The following is a 22,443-nucleotide window of genomic DNA, read 5'->3' as shown; positions in this document are numbered from 1 at the left end:
ATCTTTAAAAACCTCACAATAGTAGGTAAAATATTGCTTGTTTTATTTCAAAAACATCAAAAACAATCAAAAAAATCAAAATGCTAAAATTTTTTCTGCAAAACGCTTGACATATTTTTAAAACGTGATAGAATAATACTCGTAGGGCGAATAAATCGCTTTCAAACATTTTACAAAATTTTTTATAAGGAGATTTTTGCAGATGACGAATACAGAAATTGCAAAAAAAGTCATCGAAGCCTTAGGTGGACGTGAGAACGTTAACAGTGTTGCGCACTGTGCGACTCGCCTCCGTGTGATGGTTAAAGATGAAGCGAAAATTAACAAAGATGCTATCGAGAACTTGGAAAAAGTTCAAGGTGCTTTCTTTAACTCAGGTCAATACCAAATCATCTTTGGTACTGGTACAGTAAACAAGATGTACGATGAAGTCGTAGCTCTTGGGTTGCCAACATCTTCTAAAGAAGATATGAAAGCAGAAGCTGCAAAACAAGGAAATTGGTTCCAACGTGCCATCCGTACTTTCGGTGACGTCTTCGTTCCAATCATTCCAGTTATCGTAGCAACTGGTCTCTTCATGGGTGTTCGTGGTCTCTTGACTGCTCTTGGAATGACACTTCCAGAAGATGTGACAACTTATACTCAGATCTTGACAGACACTGCCTTTATTATCTTGCCAGGTTTGGTTGTTTGGTCAACTTTCCGTGTATTCGGTGGTAACCCAGCTGTTGGTATCGTTCTTGGTATGATGCTCGTTTCTGGTTCACTTCCAAATGCCTGGGCTGTTGCGTCTGGTGGTGAAGTAACTGCAATGCAGTTCTTCGGATTTATCCCAGTTGTAGGTTTGCAAGGTTCAGTTCTTCCAGCCTTCATCATCGGGGTTGTCGGAGCTAAGTTTGAAAAAGCTGTTCGTAAGGTTGTTCCAGATGTACTTGACCTCTTGGTAACACCGTTTGTAACACTCCTTGTAATGTCAATCCTTGGATTGTTTGTTATCGGACCAGTCTTTCACGTTGTTGAAAACTACATCCTCATTGGAACAAAAGCTATTCTTAACTTGCCATTCGGACTTGGTGGTTTCTTGATTGGTGGAGTTCACCAATTAATCGTCGTATCAGGTGTTCACCATATCTTCAACTTGCTTGAAGTTCAATTGCTTGCTGCTGACCATGCTAACCCATTCAACGCTATCATTACTGCAGCTATGACTGCTCAAGGTGCTGCGACAGTAGCCGTTGGTGTGAAAACTAAAAATCCTAAACTTAAAACACTTGCTTTCCCAGCTGCTCTTTCTGCCTTCCTAGGTATTACTGAGCCTGCTATCTTCGGGGTTAACTTGCGTTTCCGTAAACCATTCTTCCTTTCATTGATTGCTGGTGCAATCGGTGGTGGATTGGCATCTATCCTTGGTCTTGCTGGTACTGGTAATGGTATCACAATCATCCCTGGTACAATGCTTTACATTGGTAACGGACAACTTCCACAATACCTTCTTATGGTAGCTGTATCATTCGCTCTTGGTTTTGCTCTTACTTACATGTTTGGTTATGAAGATGAAGCAGAAGAAGCTGCAGGTGCTATTACTGAAGCTGAAACAGATCGTTTGACTGAAGAAGCAGTAACTGGTACTGTTGTTGCACCTAGCGAAGGTGTCATCCAAACACCAATCGTTGGTGACGTAGTTGCTCTTTCAGACGTTAATGACCCAGTCTTCTCAAGTGGAGCTATGGGACAAGGTATCGCTGTAAAACCTAGTCAAGATGTTGTTTATGCACCAGCTGATGCTGAAGTGACAATCGTCTTCCCAACTGGACATGCTTATGGTTTGAAAACTGCAAACGGAGCTGAAATCTTGATCCACGTGGGTATCGACACTGTTTCAATGAACGGTGAAGGATTCGACCAAAAAGTTGCTCAAGGTGACAAGGTTAAAGCTGGAGATGTTCTTGGAACATTTGACTCAGCTAAGATTGCTGCTGCAGGTCTTGATAACACAACAATGGTTATCGTAACAAACACTGCAGACTTTGCTTCAGTAAATCCAGTTGCTTCTGGATCAGTTGCTAAGGGAGATGCAATCATCGAAGTTAAAGCTTAATACTCTTCAAAAATCAAATTCAAACTGCGTCATACTCGCTTTGCCGTATGTATGTGTTACTGACTTCGTCAGTTCTATCTACAACCTCAAAGCTGTACTTTGAGCAACCTGCAGCTCGATTCCTAGTTTGTTCTTTGATTTTCATTGAGTATACTACTGTCGATTTAATAAATCAAAAAAACGAACAAATGTTATGTTTGTTCGTTTTTGATTGAATCGTAAAATTTACAGAGGAAAAACTAAAATATTGAGCAACTTTCCTTCTGGAAATATGCTATAATAGAGAAAATAAAAACTAGAGGTTTATCATGACAAAATTATATGGAAGCTTGGAAGCGGGCGGTACAAAATTTGTCTGTGCTGTCGGTGATGAAAACTTTAACGTTGTAGAAAAAGTACAATTTCCAACAACGACTCCTATTGAAACAATCGATAAAACCATTGAGTTCTTCTCAAAATTCGATAACCTTGCTGGTCTTGCAGTTGGTTCATTTGGTCCAATCGATATCGATAAAAACTCAAAAACTTACGGATTTATCACAACAACTCCAAAACCTAACTGGGCAAATGTCGACTTGCTTGGTGCCCTTCGTCGCGCTCTAAACGTGCCTATGTATTTCACGACAGACGTAAACAGTTCTGCCTACGGCGAAGTGGTTGCCCGTAACAATGCTGGTGGCCGTATCGAAAACTTGGTTTACTACACAATCGGTACAGGTATCGGTGCAGGTGTTATCCAACGTGGCGAGTTTATTGGCGGTGTTGGTCACCCTGAGATGGGTCATTATTATGTGGCTAGACACCCAATGGATATTGAAAAAGAATTTAAAGGTGTTTGTCCTTTTCATAATGGATGTTTGGAAGGTTATGCAGCTGGTCCAAGTTTGGAAGCTCGTACAGGTGTTCGTGGGGAAAACATTGAACTCAACAACTCTGTCTGGGATGTTCAAGCCTACTATATCGCTCAAGCAGCTGTAAATGCAACTGTAACCTTCCGTCCAGATGTCATCGTATTTGGTGGTGGGGTTATGGCCCAACAACACATGCTTGACCGTGTGCGTGAGAAATTCACATCCTTGCTCAATGGTTACCTACCAGTTCCAGATGTGCGTGACTATATCGTAACACCAGCTGTTGCTGGTAATGGTTCAGCGACACTTGGAAACTTCGTACTTGCAAAGAGCGTAGCAAAATAAGCATAAAAAGGAGGTCGGGATTTGTCCCGGCCTCTTTCTTTAGTCTTTTTCAATCTTCGTTTCCTGATGGAATATATTTTGCCAAGTTTCATGTCTGCGCCAGATACTTGTATGAATAGTATCACCAATCTGATAGCGGATGAGTTTTGTCTTCTGACTGATGGACGTTAGATGAAGTTCCTTGATAGCAGAGGTCAATTCTTTTTCTGACTTATAGGCTTCCTTGTCTAGTTCTAGTCCATCTTGGCGGATATAGATGAAGTCTTCAGCCAGTAACTCTTCCAGTTGATTTCCTTGGTCAATCAGTTGCTCTCTCATGAGCAATTTTTTATAGACATTATCTAGGATTTCATCCTCAGGGATTGGGGCTGGTTCGATATGAATGTCAGTATCAAAGACACCAAATCGTTCTGATAACATAGATTCAACCTGGTCCGCAATTTCGTGGCTCTCGAAAACAGAGAGGTCTGGGTTCATCTCAAGTGTAATGTCTAGATAAATATTGCTTCCGTAGGTACGACCCCTTTGAGATTTGACCTTGCTAATCTTAGGAATTTCCATGATAGCTTTTTGGTAATCTTCCAGCAAGTGCTCATCAAAACCGTCAGAAAGACTGAAGGATGACTCTATAAAGATATCATAGGCAGTCTTGAGGATAAAGAAGGTAATGATGATGGCGACTAATTTATCCACGATTGGATAGTTGAAGCTACTAGCCAGGATAGCGATAGAAGTTCCAAGAGATGTCACGGCATCTGACAGATTGTCCTTAGCTGCAGCCTTGAGGGCCTTGGACTTAGACTGCTTGTTCAGATGGGTATTGTAGAGATAGACTGCAAACATGATGAACGCAGAGATGACTCCCAACGTCGCCCCAAGAGGGTCGATGACGGTTTGCTCTCGGCTGAGTATCTTTTGGATGGTATCTCGTAGAACGTCAAAACCAACGTAAAACATGATGATGGAAGTGATGAGACTTGCCAAGTCCTCGATTTTCCAGTGACCGAAGCGATGGTCCCTGTCTGCCGGTTGGCGAGCCAAACGAATCCCAATTAGAAGGGCCACGTTTCCAACAATATCTGAAACGTTATTAAAGCCATCAGCCACCAAACTGGATGAATGGAGGAGGTGTCCGGTCGCTAGCTTGGCTGCAGACAAGAAAAGATAAGTCAAAATGCTGATAATGGCACCACGCTCAGCTAATTTTAAGTTTGAAACCGATTGATTCATCTAACTCCCCTTCTAGCATTCTAGTATTCTTTCATTATACTGGTTTTCCAAGGAAATTTCAAATGGAGGGGATGGGGAGTTTTGCATTGATTCAACAGATTTTTTGATTGAAATATGATAGAATATAAAGTAATCATAATTTTAGAGAGAGTTTTCCATGACCCATAAACAAATCACAGATAGAATGATTCGAATTGGTCTGATTGTGCTACCATTTTTTATTTTTTATGGATATAGATTGATGAAAGGCTTTGAATATCCAGTCGTAGATGATATCATGGTCAATCAAACCATACTATCTGGTGATAATATGTTACTTCCCTACATTGGGATTATGTTGTCATCTGCTTTAGTATTCCTTCAGCAATTGTTTACAACTTGGAATGTTTATTTTATTTTCCTAGCCCTCAGTTTTTGCTTGAGCTTTAGTGTATACTTGGATTCTTTTTTCAGGAAGAAACTTTATTTTGTTCTTCCCCTACTTGTTATACTTCAAATGATTTTGATGAAGTATTTCTCGTTTTCAGTAATTGCTTATTTGTTGTCTACAGCAGGGATACTTTTATTATTCGATAGAAAATACATCGTAGGAGCTCTGTTGTCTCTGATTGGATTGTCGATTAGACCGCAAATCATTGCCAGTTTATTGCTACTTTTACTGCCGTTTCTAGTTTTTGAAGTAATCAAAGAGAAAAAGAAAAAAGAGTTCTTCGTATTATCTGCTCTTATTTTACTTATCTTTGCTTCTAATAAAGTTTACACATTAACGAAACCAGATGTTCAAGAATACCTAACTTGGAATACTCTGAGTACCAATTTGAGAGATTTCCCTGCAATTGATTATGAGAAGCATGCCAAGGAATTTCAGGAATTGGGGGTCAGTGAAAACGACTTATCTGCTTCAACCTACTGGTTGTTTGCTGAAAAAGATGCTTTGAACAATGAGTTGTTAACAAAAATTCAATCCGTACGTTCTTTCTCTGAGAAGTACTCCTTTAATGTATTTCAGATGGTGAAAGATTATTTCCAAAACATTATTTTGACAACCTTTCTTCTTGTTATGGTTGTCTGGTTTTTGTTCTTCAAGCCTAAGAAAGTCTATGGCTGGTTACTCCCGCTTGTTCCATTTGCACTAATCGGTGCATTATTTGTTAGGCAGAGAGTAGTAGAACGTGTCTATATCCCAATTATCATTAGCTTTTTAATCTTTTTCATCTACTATGCGCCCTTATTTTATACCAAGAGAAAACTGTTAGAAAAAAGAGGAGTTTTTTATAGTTTACAACTTGTAGGAATGCTGGCAAGTATGGTCTGGGTGAATAGTATAGGGCAAGAACTTTATTGGTTCCCAATCATCCAATCGTCAATGGTATCAGAGTACCATGATGTAGTGGAAAAACATTCTGATAAATTGCTTGTTTTTGGTGGCTATGGCACACTTGTCAATTCCCAACCGAGCTTAGCTATGATTAGAACAAAGCCTAATCAGTTGATAGGAAACACTACGACCTTAGGTAATTGGCAGACTTTTTCTCCTCATTACTATCAATTAATGGAAAACTACAATGTGGAGGACCCTAGTAATCTTCTTTCATCGGCTTTAGATAAGGAGAACATCCTATTCTTTTGGTCACCTTCCTCAGGAAATATGGATAGAGTAAAAAAAATTATGAAAGAACATTACCAGAAAGATGTTTATTTTGAAGAAGTTGAGGAAGTCACTTCTGATATGAATCTTTATCGACTAAGAACAGGAGAAGATAGATAGGATGAAAAAGCGAATAGGCTACCTAGATATGGCTAAGGGTCTAGCAATCATACTTGTTATTATAGGGCACAGTAGTTTTGTACCTCTTCGTGCCAAAATACTTCTCTATGTTTTTCATATCCCCTTATTTTTCTTCTTGTCAGGTTTTACTTTAAATGTTACTAAATACAAAACATTTAAGGAGTATTTTCTTAGCAAGGTAAAAAGTTTGGTTGTTCCCTTTTTTTGCCTGAATATTTTTGTTTTTCTCTTTCAACTTTTTGTCATGTATCCTGAGCAAGTGTTTGCTTTTAATCTTATTCATTTTGCTAAACAGTTATTGTTGTCAGACCGCTTGCATGTTTATTTTCAGTTATGGTTTTTGAATGTCATGTTTTTGGCACATGTTTTTAGTTACTTTATTCTCAGAAAAAAATGGACGATTGTCCAATGGCTATTGATTGTTGTATCACTCTTGCTTCTAGTCGTTTTGGGACAAAAAATCTATGCCTGGAATTTTTATCTTATCTGGAATATTGACTTAGTCCCTGTAGCCATTATCTTTACACTCTTAGGTGTCGGATTGAGAAAATATTTAGCGCAACTAGAAAAGTTTTTTGCAATTTATTATCTGCCGCTTACCTTATTGCTAACTATATTTGTTGGTAGATTGAACTATCATTTGAGTGGAAAACAGATTGTTGATCTCTACTATCAGCAGATAGGGAACCATCTCTTATTTTACATTGCTGCAATTTCAGGTATATGGTCCACCCTCATATTTTTTAAATCAATCCCTGAACTGACTCTCTTGAAATCAATTGGTCAAAGAACCTTAATATACTATGGTGTACATGCTCCGATTGTTTTAGTACTGGTTGAAAAATTAGTTTTACAATTATCTACAAGATACACCGGTATTTTTGTGAATGGTTATATTACAACAAGTGTTGTGGTAATATTGACTTTAATAGGTTGTGAATTGATTGTAAGGGTATTTAGAGGGACAAACTTTCCCTTTGGGATTAAAAGGTTAGGAGTCAAAAATGAGTAGAAATAATCCGATTTTATATATCGTTATTCCGTGTTATAACGAAGAGCAAGTGTTACCTCACACAAATCCGATGTTTGTCGGTAAGATTGAGGAATTGGTGAAGAGTCAAGAAATTCATCCACTTAGTAAGGTGATGTACGTAAATGATGGCAGTAAGGATAAAACTTGGGAACTCATCCAAGAATATGCTTCATCGAATCCATATGTAGTAGGTATTTCTCAAAGTCGCAATCGAGGCCATCAAAGTAGTGTCCTTGCTGGAATGTATGAAGCTGCAGAATTTTCGGATATCGTGATTACAATTGATGCGGACGGTCAGGATGATATTCATTGTATGAATCAGATGATTGCTGAATATAAGACAGGTTCAGAGATAGTCTACGGCGTTCGTGATAATAGAGATACAGACTCAGCTTTTAAGCGTATTACAGCAGAAGGTTTTTATAAAGTGATGCATTTATTTGGAGCGGATGTCGTTTTTAATCATGCTGATTATCGTTTAGTCTCAAAACGATTTCTACAGGAATTATCTAAGTTTAAAGAAGTAAATCTGTTCCTTCGAGGGATTATGCCTCTTGTAGGATTTAAGTATTCTTACGTGACCTATAAACGGCATGAACGGATTGCTGGTGAGAGCCACTATCCACTCTCTAAAATGCTTGGTCTAGCTATGGATGGAATTACTAGCTTATCGATTAAACCAATCCGTTTGATTACTAGCTTGGGAGTTATGACTTCACTGTTTAGTTTTTTGTTGATCATCTGGGTTTTGTGGAGTAAATTTGCTGGTACAGTAGTAGCTGGTTGGGCCAGTACATATGCCATTGTAAGTTTACTTGGCGGAGTTCAGCTGATTAGTCTTGGTGTAATTGGGGAATATATCGGAAAAATCTATCTAGAAACTAAGCAACGTCCAAGATATATTATCAGTGATCGTACCTATGATGAGAGTGATGAGTAACCCCACCTCTAGACTTGAAAACTTTTGAAATTCTGATATAATAGAAGTACTCAAGGGAGTAGCTGGCGGTTAACCGCGATAGTGTCGTCATTACGAATTATTTCCGGCACTATATTAAACAGCGAGACTTGTTTTTTTAAAAAACAGGTCTCTTTTTTTGTAAAAAGAGGCCAAAAAGGAGGAGACTGTTTTGTCAAAAGAACAAAATAAAGATTTGTTTTACACGCAATCTTCTGAGGAAGTCCTAAAGAACTTGGACTCATCTGTCGAAGGTTTGTCAACTGCCCAGGCTCAAGAACGCTTAGCGACTTATGGTCGTAATGAGTTGGAAGAGGGAGAGAAACGTAGCCTACTAGCTAAATTCCTTGATCAATTTAAGGATTTGATGATTATCATCTTGCTTGCGGCAGCGGCACTTTCTGTGATTACAGAAGGGATGGATGGTCTAACGGATGCCATTATCATCTTGGCCGTTGTTGTCTTGAATGCTGCCTTTGGGGTTTACCAAGAAGGGCAAGCAGAAGCAGCCATTGAAGCTCTGAAAAATATGTCTAGTCCGATGGCACGTGTTCGTCGTGATGGTCACGTTATTGAGATTGACTCAAAAGAATTGGTACCTGGAGATATCGTCTTGCTAGAAGCGGGAGATGTCGTGCCTGCAGATATGCGTTTGTTTGAAGCAGCTTCTCTTAAAATCGAAGAAGCAGCTCTTACAGGAGAATCTGTCCCAGTTGAAAAAGATGTGACAGGACTTGTTGAAGCAGATGCTGGTATCGGGGATCGTGTTAACATGGGTTACCAAAACTCAAACGTAACTTACGGTCGTGGTATTGGGGTCGTGACCAACACTGGTATGTATACAGAAGTTGGTAAGATTGCGGATATGTTAGCCAACGCAGACGAAACTGAAACACCATTGAAGCAAAGCTTGGAACAATTATCTAAGACCTTGACTTACTTGATTATTGTGATTGCCGTTATTACTTTCTTGGTTGGTGTATTCGTTCGTGGTGAACATCCATTAGAAGGCTTGATGGTTGCGGTTGCTCTTGCGGTTGCTGCGATTCCAGAAGGTCTCCCTGCCATTGTAACCATCGTTCTATCTTTGGGAACAACAACCCTTGCCAAACGTAATTCGATTGTTCGTAAATTACCAGCGGTTGAAACTCTTGGTTCAACAGAAATCATCGCATCTGATAAAACAGGTACTTTGACCATGAACCAAATGACGGTTGAAAAAGTTTATACCAACGGTCAATTGCAAAGCTCAGCAACTGAGATTGCTGCTAGTAACAATACCCTCCGTATCATGAACTTTGCCAATGATACCAAGGTGGATCCATCTGGTAAATTGATTGGGGATCCAACGGAGACAGCTCTTGTACAGTTTGGTTTGGACCACAACTTTGATGTTCGTGAAGTCTTGAAGGATGAGCCACGTGTAGCTGAATTGCCATTTGACTCAGACCGTAAACTCATGTCTACCATTCATAAGGAAGCAGACGGTTCTTACTTTATCGCTGTCAAGGGTGCGCCTGACCAATTGCTCAAGCGTGTGACGCGTATTGAAGTCAATGGGGAAGTTCGCCCAATCACAGAAGAAGACAAGAAAGCTATTCTTGCAAACAACAAAGACTTGGCTAAACAAGCCCTCCGTGTCTTGATGATGGCTTATAAGACAAGTAAGGAAATCCCAACTTTGGAATCTGAAATCGTTGAGTCTGACCTCATCTTCTCTGGTTTGGTCGGAATGATTGACCCTGAGCGTCCAGAAGCAGCAGAAGCTGTTCGTGTCGCTAAGGAAGCAGGTATCCGTCCGATCATGATCACGGGTGACCACCAAGATACAGCGGAAGCCATTGCCAAACGTTTGGGAATCATCGATCCAAATGATACAGAAGACCATGTCTTCACTGGTGCTGAGTTGAATGAACTCACTGATGAAGAATTCCAAAAGGTCTTCAAGCAATACTCTGTTTATGCTCGTGTATCACCTGAGCACAAGGTTCGTATCGTGAAAGCATGGCAAAATGAAGGTAAGGTTGTCGCTATGACGGGTGATGGGGTCAACGATGCGCCTTCACTTAAGACAGCTGACATTGGTATCGGTATGGGGATTACTGGTACAGAGGTTTCTAAGGGAGCTTCTGATATGGTCCTTGCTGATGATAACTTTGCAACCATTATCGTAGCGGTAGAAGAAGGACGTAAGGTCTTCTCAAATATCCAAAAATCCATCCAATACCTCTTGTCTGCTAATATGGCTGAGGTCTTCACGATTTTCTTTGCAACCTTGTTGGGTTGGGATGTGCTTCAACCAGTGCATTTGCTATGGATTAACCTTGTAACAGATACGCTCCCAGCCATCGCCCTTGGTGTGGAACCAGCTGAGCCAGGCGTCATGACTCACAAACCTCGTGGGCGTAAGTCTAACTTCTTTGATGGTGGTGTCTTCGGAGCAATCATTTATCAAGGGATCTTCCAAACCATGCTCGTTTTAGGTGTTTATGGTTGGGCTCTTCTCTTCCCAGAGCACCAAAGTCATACTGAAATCCATGCGGATGCCCTTACCATGGCTTTTGCAACTCTCGGTTTGATCCAATTGCTCCATGCCTTTAACGTTAAGTCGGTTTACCAATCTATCTTTAAAGTGGGACTCTTTACGAACAAGACCTTTAACTGGTCTATCCCAGTTGCCTTTGTCCTCTTTGTGGTGACGATTTTAGTTCCTGGATTTAATAATCTCTTCCACGTTTCAAACTTGAGCTTGACTCAATGGATGGTTGTTGCCGTAGGAGCACTTATGATCGTGGTCCTTGTTGAGATTGTTAAAGCAGTTCAACGAGCACTTGGAAAAGATAAAAACGCAATTTAAACAATTATGAAAAGTCATCTTCGGATGGCTTTTTGTTTTAATGTAAAGATAAACTGAAATAATACTCAATGAAAATCAAAGAGTAAACTAGTAAGAGAGCCGCAGGTTGCTCAAAACACCGTTTTGAGGTTGTGGATAGAACTGACGAAGTCAGTAACACATATACGGCAAGGTGAAGCTGACGTGGTTTAAATTTGATTTTCGAAGAGTATATTTTGTGCTATAATCAAGTTGAGAAAAAGATGGAGGAATAGTAGTTGGAAAAGAAAATTGTCAAAGATATCTTGTTTTTGTCGCAGGTATCCCAGACTGCTAGTCAGGAAGATTTAGCACTAGCAAAGGATTTGCAGGATACCCTATTGGCTAACCGAGAAAGCTGTGTTGGACTAGCGGCCAATATGATTGGAGTGCAAAAGCGCGTCGTTATTTTTAATATCGGAATGATTCCCATGGTTATGTTTAATCCCGTTCTCCAATCTTTTGAAGGGTCATACGAGACAGAGGAAGGTTGTTTGTCTTTGGCAGGTGTAAGACCGACAACCAGGTATGAGAAGATTACAGTAAGCTACAGAGACATCCATTGGCAAGAGCAAACCATTACCCTGACAGGATTTCCTGCTCAGATTTGTCAGCATGAATTGGATCATTTGGAAGGTCGTATTATTTAAGCTAAAATCCTTCAAACTAAGTAAAGTCTCGTTTTTCTTGCACTCTTGTTTGAAATTTGTGATAATGAAAGAAAGAATAATAAATGGAGGACAGTCGAATGGGATTTTATCTGATGATTGGTTCGATGTTGCTTGGTCTTTTTGCTTTGAAGATAGGATTTTCTCATCTAAAGGAGAAAAAGTTTAATCTGTCATCTATCTTGGCAAGCTGCCTTGGGACAGCACTAGTTCTCTTTGCAATCTGGTTAGGATTGCCAAAATAAGGAAAGAAGCCTCGGTATTCACCGAGGTTTTTAGGTGCAAATCCTTGGTAGTCCTAAAAAAATATGCTACACTAACACTATGAAAATTCTAATCCCAACTGCAAAAGAAATGAATATCGAAATCCCTAGTTTAGAGGCTAAACCTTTGTGTCCTGAAAGTCAGGCAGTGTTGAATGAATTGGCCAGATATTCTGCCCAAGAGCTGGAGAACTTTTACAAAATATCTGCTGAAAAAGCGCAAGAGGAGTATGACCATATCCAGGACTTGAAAAATGGAACTGCGATAAACTATCCAGCCTTGCACCTCTTTGATGGACTCATGTATCGCAACATCAAACGGGACGATCTCACCAAGGAGGAGCAAATCTATCTGGAGAAACACCTCATGATAACGTCAGCTCTCTATGGTGTGATTCCAGCCTTTGAACCGATTGCGCCTCACAGACTGGACTTTTTGATGAAGCTCAAAGTTGATGGAAAAAGCTTGAAAAGTCATTGGAAGGTGGCCTATGAAGAGTCGATGAAGGGTGAAGAACTAATCTTTTCTCTCTTGTCTTCAGAGTTTGAAACTGTCTTTCCTAAAAAAATCCGTGAGAAAATGGTGACCTTCAAGTTTATGGAAGAGCGAGATGGTAAACTTAAAATCCACTCAACTATTTCTAAAAAAGCTAGAGGGGCTTTCTTAACAGCCTTGATGGAAAATCAGGTAACCTCAGTTGAAGAGATTAAAAAGCTTAATTTTGCTGGTTTTACCTATCGAGATGACCTGTCTAGTGACAAGGAGATGGTCTTTGTAAAATAGATAAAAAATAGAGTCTGTCCTAAATTGTATCAGGGCAGGCTTTTTGTGATTTGGAGCTCCTATTTTTAGTTTAGAATGGTAGGAATTTTCTCACAATTTTGGTATAATAGGACTATTAGAAAATTTCAAGGAGACAAACATGTCAGTTAAAATTGCTTTACTTGGATTTGGTACAGTAGCCAGTGGCGTACCATTCTTGCTAAAGGAAAATGGAGAAAAAATTGTTCAAGCAGCACATTCAGAAATTGAAGTAGCCAAAGTTTTGGTCAAAGACGATGAAGAGAAAGCACGCTTGCTTGAAGCAGGAAATGATTTTAATTTTGTAACAAACATCGATGAAATCTTGTCAGACAAAGACATTACTATCGTTGTTGAGTTGATGGGACGTATCGAACCTGCTAAAACATTTATCACTCGTGCTTTAGAAGCAGGGAAACACGTCGTGACAGCTAACAAGGACCTTTTAGCTGTTCATGGTGCAGAATTGCTTGAGGTAGCCAAAGCTCACAATGTTGCCCTCTACTATGAAGCAGCTGTTGCAGGAGGTATCCCAATCCTTCGTACCTTGGTCAACTCACTAGCATCAGATAAAATCACACGTGTTCTTGGTGTTGTGAACGGAACATCTAACTTCATGATGACCAAAATGGTAACAGAAGGCTGGTCTTATGAAGATGCTTTGGCAGAAGCCCAACGACTTGGCTTTGCTGAAAGCGACCCTACCAATGACGTTGACGGGATTGATGCAGCCTACAAGATGGTTATCCTCAGCCAGTTTGCATTTGGAATGAATGTTAAGTTTGAAGATGTAGGCCACCAAGGAATTCGCAACATTACTCCAGAAGATGTAGCAGTAGCTCAAGAACTTGGTTACGTAGTCAAATTGGTTGGTTCTGTTGAAGAAACGGCATCTGGTATTGCTGCTGAGGTTACGCCAACATTCCTTCCTAAAGAACATCCACTTGCGAGTGTTAATGGTGTTATGAATGCAGTCTTTGTAGAGTCTATCGGTATCGGGGAGTCTATGTACTATGGACCAGGTGCTGGTCAAAAACCAACTGCAACAAGTGTTGTGGCTGATATTGCCCGCATCGTTCGTCGTTTGAATGATGGAACAATTGGAAAAGCCTTTAATGAATACAGCCGTCCAGTAGTCTTGGCTAAGCCAGAAGACGTCAAAGCCAACTACTATTTCTCAATCTTGGCTCCAGACTCAAAAGGTCAAGTCTTGAAATTGGCTGAGCTCTTTAACGCAGAAAATATTTCCTTCAAGCAAATCCTTCAAGATGGTAAGCAAGAAGGCAAGGCTCGTGTTGTCATCATCACTCATAAGATCAACAAGGCGCAACTTGAAAATATTACAGACTCTTTGAAGGCGGTAGCCGAGTTTGAACTTCTCAACACCTTCAAGGTTTTAGGAGACTAAGATGAAGATTATTGTACCTGCTACAAGTGCCAATGTGGGTCCTGGATTTGACTCGGTTGGTGTAGCTGTAACCAAGTATCTAGAAATTCAGGTTTGTGAGGAACGTGAAGAATGGATGATTGAGCATCAACTAGGCAAATGGATTCCACGTGATGAACGTAATCTTTTGCTGAAGATTGCTCTACAAATTGTTCCAGACCTCCAACCTAGACGTCTGAAGATGGTCAGTGATATTCCGCTTGCGCGTGGACTAGGTTCATCGAGCTCGGTCATCGTTGCTGGGATTGAACTGGCAAATCAATTAGGAAATCTAAAATTAACTGATCATGATAAGTTACAATTGGCAACCAAGATTGAAGGGCATCCTGATAATGTTGCGCCAGCTATCTATGGTAATCTGGTCATTGCCAGTTCGGTAGAAGGTCAGGTTTCAGCAGTAGTGGCGCCTTTCCCAGAGTGTGCCTTTCTAGCTTACATTCCAAACTATGAATTGCGAACTCGCGATAGTCGTGGTGTCTTGCCTAAGAAATTATCATACAAGGAAGCTGTTGCAGCAAGTTCAATAGCCAATGTGGCTATCGCAGCTCTATTGACAGGAGATATGGTCAAAGCTGGTCAAGCTATCGAGAGTGACCTTTTCCACGAGCGTTATCGTCAAGATTTGGTTCGAGAATTTGCGACAATTAAAAAAGTTGCCAAGAGAAACGGTGCTTATGCGACCTACTTGTCTGGTGCTGGGCCTACGGTCATGGTTCTAGCTGAGCCTGATAAGATGCCGAAGATTAAGGCAGAGCTTGAAAAACAACCGTTCAAAGGCAAGCTTCATGACTTGCAAGTAGACACAGAAGGCGTGCGCGTCGAAGAAAAATAAATATAGCGATAGGATGGGGAAACTCTCTATTAGAGGGCTTCCTATCCTTTTTTTGAAAATGAAACGAGAAATATGGGATTTTTCCCGTATTTGATGACCGATAGAAGGTCAAGGAGGTATGAGATGGCAGAAATATATCTAGCAGGTGGTTGTTTTTGGGGCTTGGAAGAGTACTTTTCACGTATTTTTGGAGTGTTGCAAACAAGTGTTGGTTATGCTAATGGTCAAGTAGAAACTACTAATTATCAATTAATTAAAGAAACAGATCATGCCGAGACTGTGCAAATCATTTATGATGAAAAGGCAGTCTCGCTCCGTGAGATTTTACTCTATTATTTTCGAGTCATTGATCCTCTATCTGTCAACCAACAAGGGAATGACCGTGGTCGTCAATACCGCACAGGGATTTATTACAAAGATGAAGAGGATTTACCGACTATCAATACAGTAGTTCGTGAACAAGAACTACTCATCGGTCGTAAAATTGCAGTAGAATTGGAGAAACTACGTCACTATATCTTGGCTGAAGACTATCACCAAGACTATCTCAAGAAAAATCCTGGTGGCTATTGCCACATTGATGTGAGAGATGCTGAGAAACCACTGATAGATGCGGCCAACTATGAAAAACCGAGTCAGGCAGCTTTAAGAGAAAATTTGTCAGAAGAATCTTATAGAGTTACCCAAGAGGCAGCGACGGAAGCTCCCTTTAGCAATGCCTATGACCAAACTTTTGAGGAAGGAATTTATGTCGATATCACGACTGGTGAGCCTCTCTTCTTTGCCAAGGATAAGTTTGCCTCAGGCTGTGGTTGGCCAAGTTTTAGCCGTCCTATTTCCAAGGAACTCATTCATTACTACCAGGATTTGAGTCACGGTATGGAGCGTATCGAAGTTCGTTCACGTTCAGGAAATGCTCACTTGGGACATGTCTTTACAGACGGCCCTCAGGAACTAGGTGGTTTACGCTATTGTATTAATTCTGCATCCTTACGATTCATTGCTAAGGATGAAATGGAAGAGGCTGGCTATGGCTACCTACTTCCATATTTGAACAAGTAGAAAAGATGGTGGTTTTTCCACCTTCTTCATTTTGAAAATAGAAGGGACACATGAAACAATTACTTTCTTACTTTAAACCCTACCTGAAAGAGTCTTTCCTAGCACCCTTGTTTAAGTTGTTAGAGGCTGTCTTTGAACTTTTGGTTCCCATGGTAATAGCTGGGATTGTCGACCAATCCATTCCTCAAAAAGATCAGGGTCATCTGTGGATGCAAATAGGCCTCCTCTTTGTGTTTGCAGTTATTGGTGTTTTGGTAGCTTTAGTAGCCCAGTTTTACTCAGCCAAGGCAGCAGTCGGCTTCACTAAGGAGTTGACCAATGACCTTTATCGTCATATTCTTTCCTTGCCAAAGGAAAGTAGAGACCGTTTGACGACTTCGAGTTTGGTGACACGCTTGACTTCAGATACCTACCAGATTCAGACAGGTATCAATCAATTTTTACGCCTCTTTTTAAGGGCGCCTATTATTGTTTTCGGTGCCATTTTTATGGCTTATCGACTGTCGCCTGAATTGACTCTATGGTTCTTGATCATGGTTGCCATTTTGACCTTTGTCATTGTCGTGTTATCACGCTTGGTCAATCCTCTATACAGCATTTTGAGAAAGAAAACAGATCAGCTGGTTCAGGAAACACGCCAACAGATACAAGGTATGCGTGTGATTCGTGCCTTTGGCCAAGAAAAACGAGAAATCGAGAATTTCCAACTACTAAACCAAGTTTATACGGCTATCCAAATGAAAACAGGCTACTGGTCTAGTCTCTTGACCCCCTTGACCTATTTGATTGTCAACGGAACTTTGCTGGTGATTATCTGGAATGGTTATCTTTCTATCCAGGGAGGATGGCTCAGTCAGGGTGCCTTGATTGCCTTAATCAACTATCTCCTGCAAATCTTAGTCGAATTGATCAAGCTGGCCATGCTGATCAATTCACTCAACCAGTCCTATATATCAGCTAAGCGTATTGAGGAAGTCTTCTCTGAACAACCTGAGGATATACTGGCAGAAATTGAGAAAAGGGAAGGTTTGTTGAACCAGTCCTTACGAGTTGAACATTTGAGTTTTACCTACCCAGATGCTGCTCAACCTTCTCTGAGAGATATTTCTTTTGCTATGCAACAAGGGCAGATTCTTGGGATTATAGGGGGAACTGGTTCTGGTAAGTCAACCTTGGTCCAGGTTCTACTTGGCCTTTATCCGGCAGATAAGAGAAGCATTTCCCTTTATCGAGATGGACGTAGTCCTCGCAATCTTTCTGAATGGCGATCTTGGATGGCCTATGTTCCTCAAAAGGTTGAACTCTTTAAGGGAACCATTCGTTCCAACTTGACCTTAGGTATGGAAAATCCTGTCTCGGACCAAGAACTCTGGCAGGCTTTAGAAATTGCCCAAGCAAAGGATTTTGTCAGTGAGAAGGAAGGTCAGCTGGATGCAGAAGTCCAAGCAGGCGGTCGTAATTTCTCAGGTGGGCAAAAACAACGTTTGTCTATTGCCCGAGCAGTCTTGCATCGAGCACCATTTCTTATCTTGGATGATGCGACTTCAGCCCTTGATACCATCACCGAGTCCAATCTTCTAAAGGCCATTCAGGAGAACTTGCCAGATACTAGCTTAATCTTGATTTCCCAACGGACTTCGACCTTGAAGATTGCAGACCAGATTCTCCTTTTGGAGAAAGGTCAGCAATTAGCGCTTGGAAATCATGAGGAATTGATGAAGACTAGTCAAGTCTATCGTGAAATCAATGCATCCCAACATGGAAAGGAGGATTAGAATGAAAGGCAAACACGCAAGTCAAACCCTCAAACGTTTGGCAAAAGATTTAGCTGGCCATCCGGTTCTCCTTTTTCTAGCTTTCTTGGGAACCATCGCTCAAGTGGCCTTATCAATCTATCTTCCAATCTTGATTGGACAGGTGATTGACCAAGTCCTAGTCGATGGTTCATCCCAGCTATTTTGGCAGATTTTCCTCCAGATGATCTTGGTGGTCATGGGAAATACACTAGTACAATGGGCCAATCCTCTCCTCTATAATCGACTGATTTTCTCCTATACCAGAGATTTGCGCGAAAAAATCATTGAAAAACTCCATCGTTTACCGATTGCCCTTGTAGATAGACAAGGTAGTGGGGAAATGGTCAGCCGTGTAACGACAGATATCGAGCAGTTGGCAGCTGGACTAAACATGATATTTAATCAATTTTTCATCGGAATTCTGATGATTTTGGTAAGCATCCTTGCCATGCTTCAAATTCATCTCTTGATGACTCTCTTGGTTCTGCTCTTAACACCTCTATCTATGGTCATTTCACGCTTTATTGCCAAGAGATCCTACCATCTCTTTCAAAAGCAGACTGAGACTAGGGGGATTCAGACTCAGTTGATAGAAGAATCGCTCACCCAACAGACTATAATCCAGTCTTTTAATGCTCAAGAAGAATTCATCGATAGACTTCATGAGGCAAATGATACTTATGCAGGTTATTCTCAGTCGGCTATCTTTTATTCTTCGACAGTCAATCCTTCAACCCGTTTTGTCAATGCCCTCATTTATGCTCTCCTTGCTGGAGTAGGTGCCTTCCGTATCATGGCGGGTTCTACTTTGACAGTCGGGCGTTTAGTGACCTTTTTGAACTATGTACAGCAATATACCAAGCCTTTTAATGATATTTCATCAGTCTTAGCTGAGTTGCAAAGTGCATTGGCTTGTGCAGAACGTGTTTATACTGTTTTAGAAAGCCCTGAGATTACAGAAACTGGTCTTAAAGAATTGATCAGCGACCAAGTCAAGGGAGCTATTTCCTTTAGGCATGTCTCCTTTGGCTACAATCCTGAAAAAATCTTGATCAAGGACTTGTCTATTGACATTCCGGCTGGTAGCAAGGTTGCCATCGTTGGGCCAACGGGTGCAGGTAAGTCCACCCTTATCAATCTCCTCATGCGTTTTTACCCGATTAACTCTGGAGATATTTTGCTAGATGGTCGTTCGATTTATGACTATACTAGAGCATCTCTTCGACAGCAGTTTGGAATGGTGCTCCAAGAAACCTGGCTCAAGCAAGGAACTATTCATGATAACATTGCCTTTGGCAGTCCTGGAGCAAGTCGAGAGCAGGTTGTTGCCGCAGCCAAGGCAGCAAATGCAGATTTCTTTATCCAACAGTTGCCACAGGGATATGATACCAAGCTTGAAAATGCAGGGGAATCCTTGTCTGTTGGTCAGGCTCAGCTTTTAACTATTTCCCGTGTTTTTCTAGCCATTCCTAAGATTCTTATCTTAGATGAGGCGACTTCATCCATCGATACCCGGACAGAGGTCTTGGTTCAGGATGCCTTTGCCAAACTCATGAAGGGGCGGACAAGCTTTATCATTGCCCACCGTTTATCGACCATTCAAGATGCTGATTTGATTCTTGTCTTGGTGGATGGAGATATTGTCGAACATGGTAGCCATCAGGAACTCATGGCGAGAAAAGGCAAATACTATCAAATGCAAAATGCAGTAGCTTTTATCCCAGAATAAATTGGAAACACTTATAATGCCAATGAACAAACAAGAAAAGTTGCCTTCGGGTGACTTTTTTGTTACAATAGCTAGAAAAATTATCCAGTATAAATACTTAAATAGAAAAGGAGCCTATTGATGAAAGTCTTTCAGCATGTAAATATCGTGACTTGTGACCAAGATTTCCACGTTTATCTGGATGGGATTTTAGCTGTTAAAGAATCCCAAATCGTTTATGTCGGTCAGGAAAATCCAGAGATTCTCAATCAAGCAGAATACATCATAGACTATCAAGGTGCCTGGATCATGCCTGGCTTGGTTAATTGTCATACCCACTCTGCCATGACAGGTTTGAGAGGCATTCGTGATGATAGCAATCTTCACGAATGGCTGGAGGACTATATCTGGCCAGCAGAAGCAGAGTTCACACCAGAGATGACTACAAAGGCCGTCAAAGAGGCGCTAACAGAGATGCTTCAGTCGGGAACGACAACTTTCAATGATATGTATAATCCTAATGGAGTAGAGATAGAGAAGATTTATGAAGTAGTCAAGGCATCCAAGATGCGTTGCTATTTTTCTCCAACCCTCTTTTCTTCAGACGTGGAGACGACAGATGAAACTGTTGCAAGAACGCGTGCTGTTATCGAGACAATTAAAGGCTATCAGGATCCCAATTTCAAGGTGATGGTGGCTCCGCATTCGCCCTACAGTTGTAGTCGAGAATTGCTGGAAGCTAGCTTAGAACTAGCAAAAGAAGAAGACATTCCTCTTCATATCCACGTGGCAGAAACCCAGGAAGAGTCAGGCATTATCCTGAAACGCTATGGCAAACGCCCATTAGCCTTCCTAGATGAGCTCGGATATTTAGATCATAAAGTTGTCTTTGCCCATGGTGTGGAGTTAAATGAAAGGGAAATTGAGCGCTTGGCAGATTCACAAGTCGCTATCGCCCACAATCCTATCAGCAATCTCAAACTAGCTTCGGGGATTGCACCAGTCGTTCAACTTCAAAAGGCAGGAGTACCGGTCGGTATTGCGACGGACTCAGTTGCTTCTAACAATAACCTCGATATGTTTGAGGAAGGACGCACCGCAGCTCTTTTACAGAAAATGAAGAGCGGTGATGCCAGTCAATTTCCTATTGAAACTGCCCTCAAGGCACTGACGATTGAAGGAGCTAAGGTGTTGGGAATGGAAGATGAGATTGGTAGTTTAGAAGTCGGTAAGCAGGCTGATTTTCTAGTCATCCAACCCCAAGGGAAAATCCATCTCCAACCTCAAGAAAACATGCTATCTCACCTCGTTTACGCTGTCAAATCCAGTGATGTTAATGATGTCTATATCGCTGGTGAGCAAGTCGTGAAAGACGGCCAAGTGCTGACTGTTAACTTGTAAAAAGTAGTATAAATTTACGAAATCTCATAGGAAATTTCTTGTGAGGTTTTTAGATTTTTGCTAGAAATAAGGTCAGTAGATGTCTTGCAAAATATATTGATACTAAAATAGAAAAACACCGATTAGATAAATAAAAAAAATTATGGTATAATAAAACGATACAATTAAAGGAGTATGTATGGACATTTCAGAAATTCGTCAAAAAATTGACGCAAATCGTGAAAAATTAGCTTCTTTCAGGGGGTCTCTTTGACCTCGAAGGTTTAGAGGAAGAAATTGCCATTTTGGAAAACAAAATGACAGAACCTGATTTTTGGAACGATAATATTGCGGCCCAAAAAACGTCGCAAGAATTAAACGAACTCAAAAATACCTATAATACTTTCCACAAGATGGATGAGTTGCAGGATGAAGTTGAGATTTTACTGGACTTTTTGGCAGAGGATGAATCCGTTAAGGATGAGTTGGTTGAAAAACTCGATGAGTTAGATCAGATGATGACCAGCTATGAAATGACTCTTCTTTTGTCAGAGCCGTATGATCACAACAATGCTATCCTAGAAATCCATCCGGGATCAGGGGGGACAGAGGCTCAAGACTGGGGCGATATGCTCCTTCGTATGTATACTCGCTATGGAAATGCCAAAGGCTTCAAGGTTGAGGTCTTGGATTACCAAGCAGGTGATGAGGCAGGAATCAAGTCAGTAACCTTGTCTTTTGAAGGACCAAATGCTTATGGTCTTCTCAAGTCAGAGATGGGAGTTCACCGTTTGGTCCGAATCTCACCATTTGACTCTGCTAAACGTCGCCACACCTCATTTACTTCTGTAGAAGTCATGCCAGAGTTGGATGATACCATCGAAGTTGAAATCCGTGAGGATGATATTAAGATGGATACCTTCCGTTCAGGAGGAGCAGGTGGACAAAACGTCAACAAGGTTTCAACAGGTGTCCGCTTGACTCACATTCCGACAGGTATAGTCGTAGCATCAACTGTTGACCGTACTCAGTATGGGAACCGTGACCGTGCTATGAAGATGCTTCAGGCAAAACTCTATCAGATGGAGCAAGAAAAGAAAGCTGCTGAGGTAGATTCGCTCAAGGGTGAGAAAAAGGAAATTACATGGGGCAGCCAAATTCGCTCCTATGTATTTACGCCTTATACAATGGTAAAAGATCATCGTACAAACTTTGAAGTAGCGCAGGTCGATAAGGTTATGGATGGAGACCTAGATGGTTTCATCGATGCTTATCTGAAATGGCGTATTAGTTAAAAGAAAGGAAG

General features: G+C 40.9%; 17 protein-coding genes. 16 read left to right on the top strand and 1 reads right to left on the bottom strand.

The window, feature by feature from the left end:
* The first annotated feature begins 202 nt into the window (after positions 1-202).
* Together ACWPVF_RS06805 and scrK are read left to right on the top strand one after the other, a co-directional pair.
* Entirely contained in the window at positions 203-2,098 is a 1,896-nt protein-coding gene (locus ACWPVF_RS06805; protein WP_454385357.1) for a sucrose-specific PTS transporter subunit IIBC, read from the top strand.
* 308 nt (positions 2,099-2,406) lie between these two features.
* Positions 2,407-3,294 (top strand): fructokinase ScrK, encoded by an 888-nt coding sequence (scrK, locus tag ACWPVF_RS06800; RefSeq protein ID WP_454385355.1) that lies wholly within the window; start codon positions 2,407-2,409, stop codon positions 3,292-3,294.
* Between the two features lie 39 nt (positions 3,295-3,333).
* Here scrK and ACWPVF_RS06795 read toward each other — a convergent pair whose 3' ends face one another.
* Positions 3,334-4,524, bottom strand: coding sequence for a cation diffusion facilitator family transporter (locus ACWPVF_RS06795; RefSeq protein ID WP_454385353.1), 1,191 nt, complete (start codon positions 4,522-4,524; stop codon positions 3,334-3,336).
* A gap of 157 nt (positions 4,525-4,681) precedes the next feature.
* On the opposite strand from ACWPVF_RS06795, the gene ACWPVF_RS06790 reads away from it, so the two are divergent.
* From ACWPVF_RS06790 to prfB, 14 genes are all read left to right on the top strand, one after another.
* The gene (locus tag ACWPVF_RS06790; RefSeq protein ID WP_454385351.1) at positions 4,682-6,292 is read left to right on the top strand and encodes a hypothetical protein; all 1,611 of its coding nucleotides are present in this window, start codon (positions 4,682-4,684) and stop codon (positions 6,290-6,292) included.
* A gap of 1 nt (position 6,293) precedes the next feature.
* Positions 6,294-7,325 (top strand): acyltransferase family protein, encoded by a 1,032-nt coding sequence (locus tag ACWPVF_RS06785; RefSeq protein WP_414307625.1) that lies wholly within the window; start codon positions 6,294-6,296, stop codon positions 7,323-7,325.
* On the top strand, positions 7,318-8,286 hold the full coding sequence (locus ACWPVF_RS06780; protein WP_414307624.1) for a glycosyltransferase family 2 protein: 969 nt from the start codon (positions 7,318-7,320) through the stop codon (positions 8,284-8,286). Before ACWPVF_RS06785 ends, ACWPVF_RS06780 begins: the two co-directional genes overlap by 8 nt.
* A gap of 190 nt (positions 8,287-8,476) precedes the next feature.
* The gene (locus ACWPVF_RS06775; protein ID WP_454385348.1) at positions 8,477-11,161 is read left to right on the top strand and encodes a cation-translocating P-type ATPase; all 2,685 of its coding nucleotides are present in this window, start codon (positions 8,477-8,479) and stop codon (positions 11,159-11,161) included.
* Between the two features lie 257 nt (positions 11,162-11,418).
* The gene (locus tag ACWPVF_RS06770) at positions 11,419-11,829 is read left to right on the top strand and encodes a peptide deformylase (protein WP_414307622.1); all 411 of its coding nucleotides are present in this window, start codon (positions 11,419-11,421) and stop codon (positions 11,827-11,829) included.
* A 98-nt stretch (positions 11,830-11,927) separates the two neighbouring features.
* Complete coding sequence (locus ACWPVF_RS06765; RefSeq protein ID WP_006155852.1) at positions 11,928-12,092, top strand: hypothetical protein; 165 nt, start codon at positions 11,928-11,930, stop codon at positions 12,090-12,092.
* Positions 12,093-12,171: 79 nt separating this feature from the next.
* Positions 12,172-12,894 carry a peroxide stress protein YaaA gene (yaaA, locus tag ACWPVF_RS06760; protein ID WP_414307621.1) on the top strand — a complete coding sequence of 241 codons (723 nt, stop codon included), beginning with the start codon at positions 12,172-12,174 and terminating at the stop codon, positions 12,892-12,894.
* A gap of 139 nt (positions 12,895-13,033) precedes the next feature.
* On the top strand, positions 13,034-14,320 hold the full coding sequence (locus ACWPVF_RS06755) for a homoserine dehydrogenase (protein ID WP_454385345.1): 1,287 nt from the start codon (positions 13,034-13,036) through the stop codon (positions 14,318-14,320).
* A gap of 1 nt (position 14,321) precedes the next feature.
* Positions 14,322-15,191: a homoserine kinase gene (gene thrB, locus ACWPVF_RS06750; protein ID WP_454385343.1), complete on the top strand. Its 870-nt coding sequence runs from the start codon at positions 14,322-14,324 to the stop codon at positions 15,189-15,191.
* 123 nt (positions 15,192-15,314) lie between these two features.
* Positions 15,315-16,253: a peptide-methionine (R)-S-oxide reductase MsrB gene (msrB, locus tag ACWPVF_RS06745; protein ID WP_454385341.1), complete on the top strand. Its 939-nt coding sequence runs from the start codon at positions 15,315-15,317 to the stop codon at positions 16,251-16,253.
* Between the two features lie 50 nt (positions 16,254-16,303).
* The gene (locus tag ACWPVF_RS06740) at positions 16,304-18,028 is read left to right on the top strand and encodes an ABC transporter ATP-binding protein (protein WP_454385339.1); all 1,725 of its coding nucleotides are present in this window, start codon (positions 16,304-16,306) and stop codon (positions 18,026-18,028) included.
* Between the two features lies 1 nt (position 18,029).
* On the top strand, positions 18,030-19,778 hold the full coding sequence (locus tag ACWPVF_RS06735) for an ABC transporter ATP-binding protein (protein ID WP_454385337.1): 1,749 nt from the start codon (positions 18,030-18,032) through the stop codon (positions 19,776-19,778).
* Between the two features lie 120 nt (positions 19,779-19,898).
* Complete coding sequence (locus ACWPVF_RS06730) at positions 19,899-21,158, top strand: TRZ/ATZ family protein (protein ID WP_454385335.1); 1,260 nt, start codon at positions 19,899-19,901, stop codon at positions 21,156-21,158.
* Positions 21,159-21,336: 178 nt separating this feature from the next.
* Positions 21,337-22,432 (top strand): peptide chain release factor 2 gene (gene prfB / locus ACWPVF_RS06725; protein ID WP_100069481.1). Its coding sequence is split into 2 segments (ribosomal slippage): positions 21,337-21,408 and positions 21,410-22,432, totalling 1,095 coding nucleotides; the frame shifts between segments, so codons are not numbered across the junction.
* Positions 22,433-22,443 lie beyond the last annotated feature (11 nt).

The sequence above is a fragment of the Streptococcus sp. Marseille-Q7087 genome (assembly GCF_965111935.1).
Note: the sequence above shows the minus strand (reverse complement) of the source record. Positions and strands in the feature narration are given on the sequence as shown.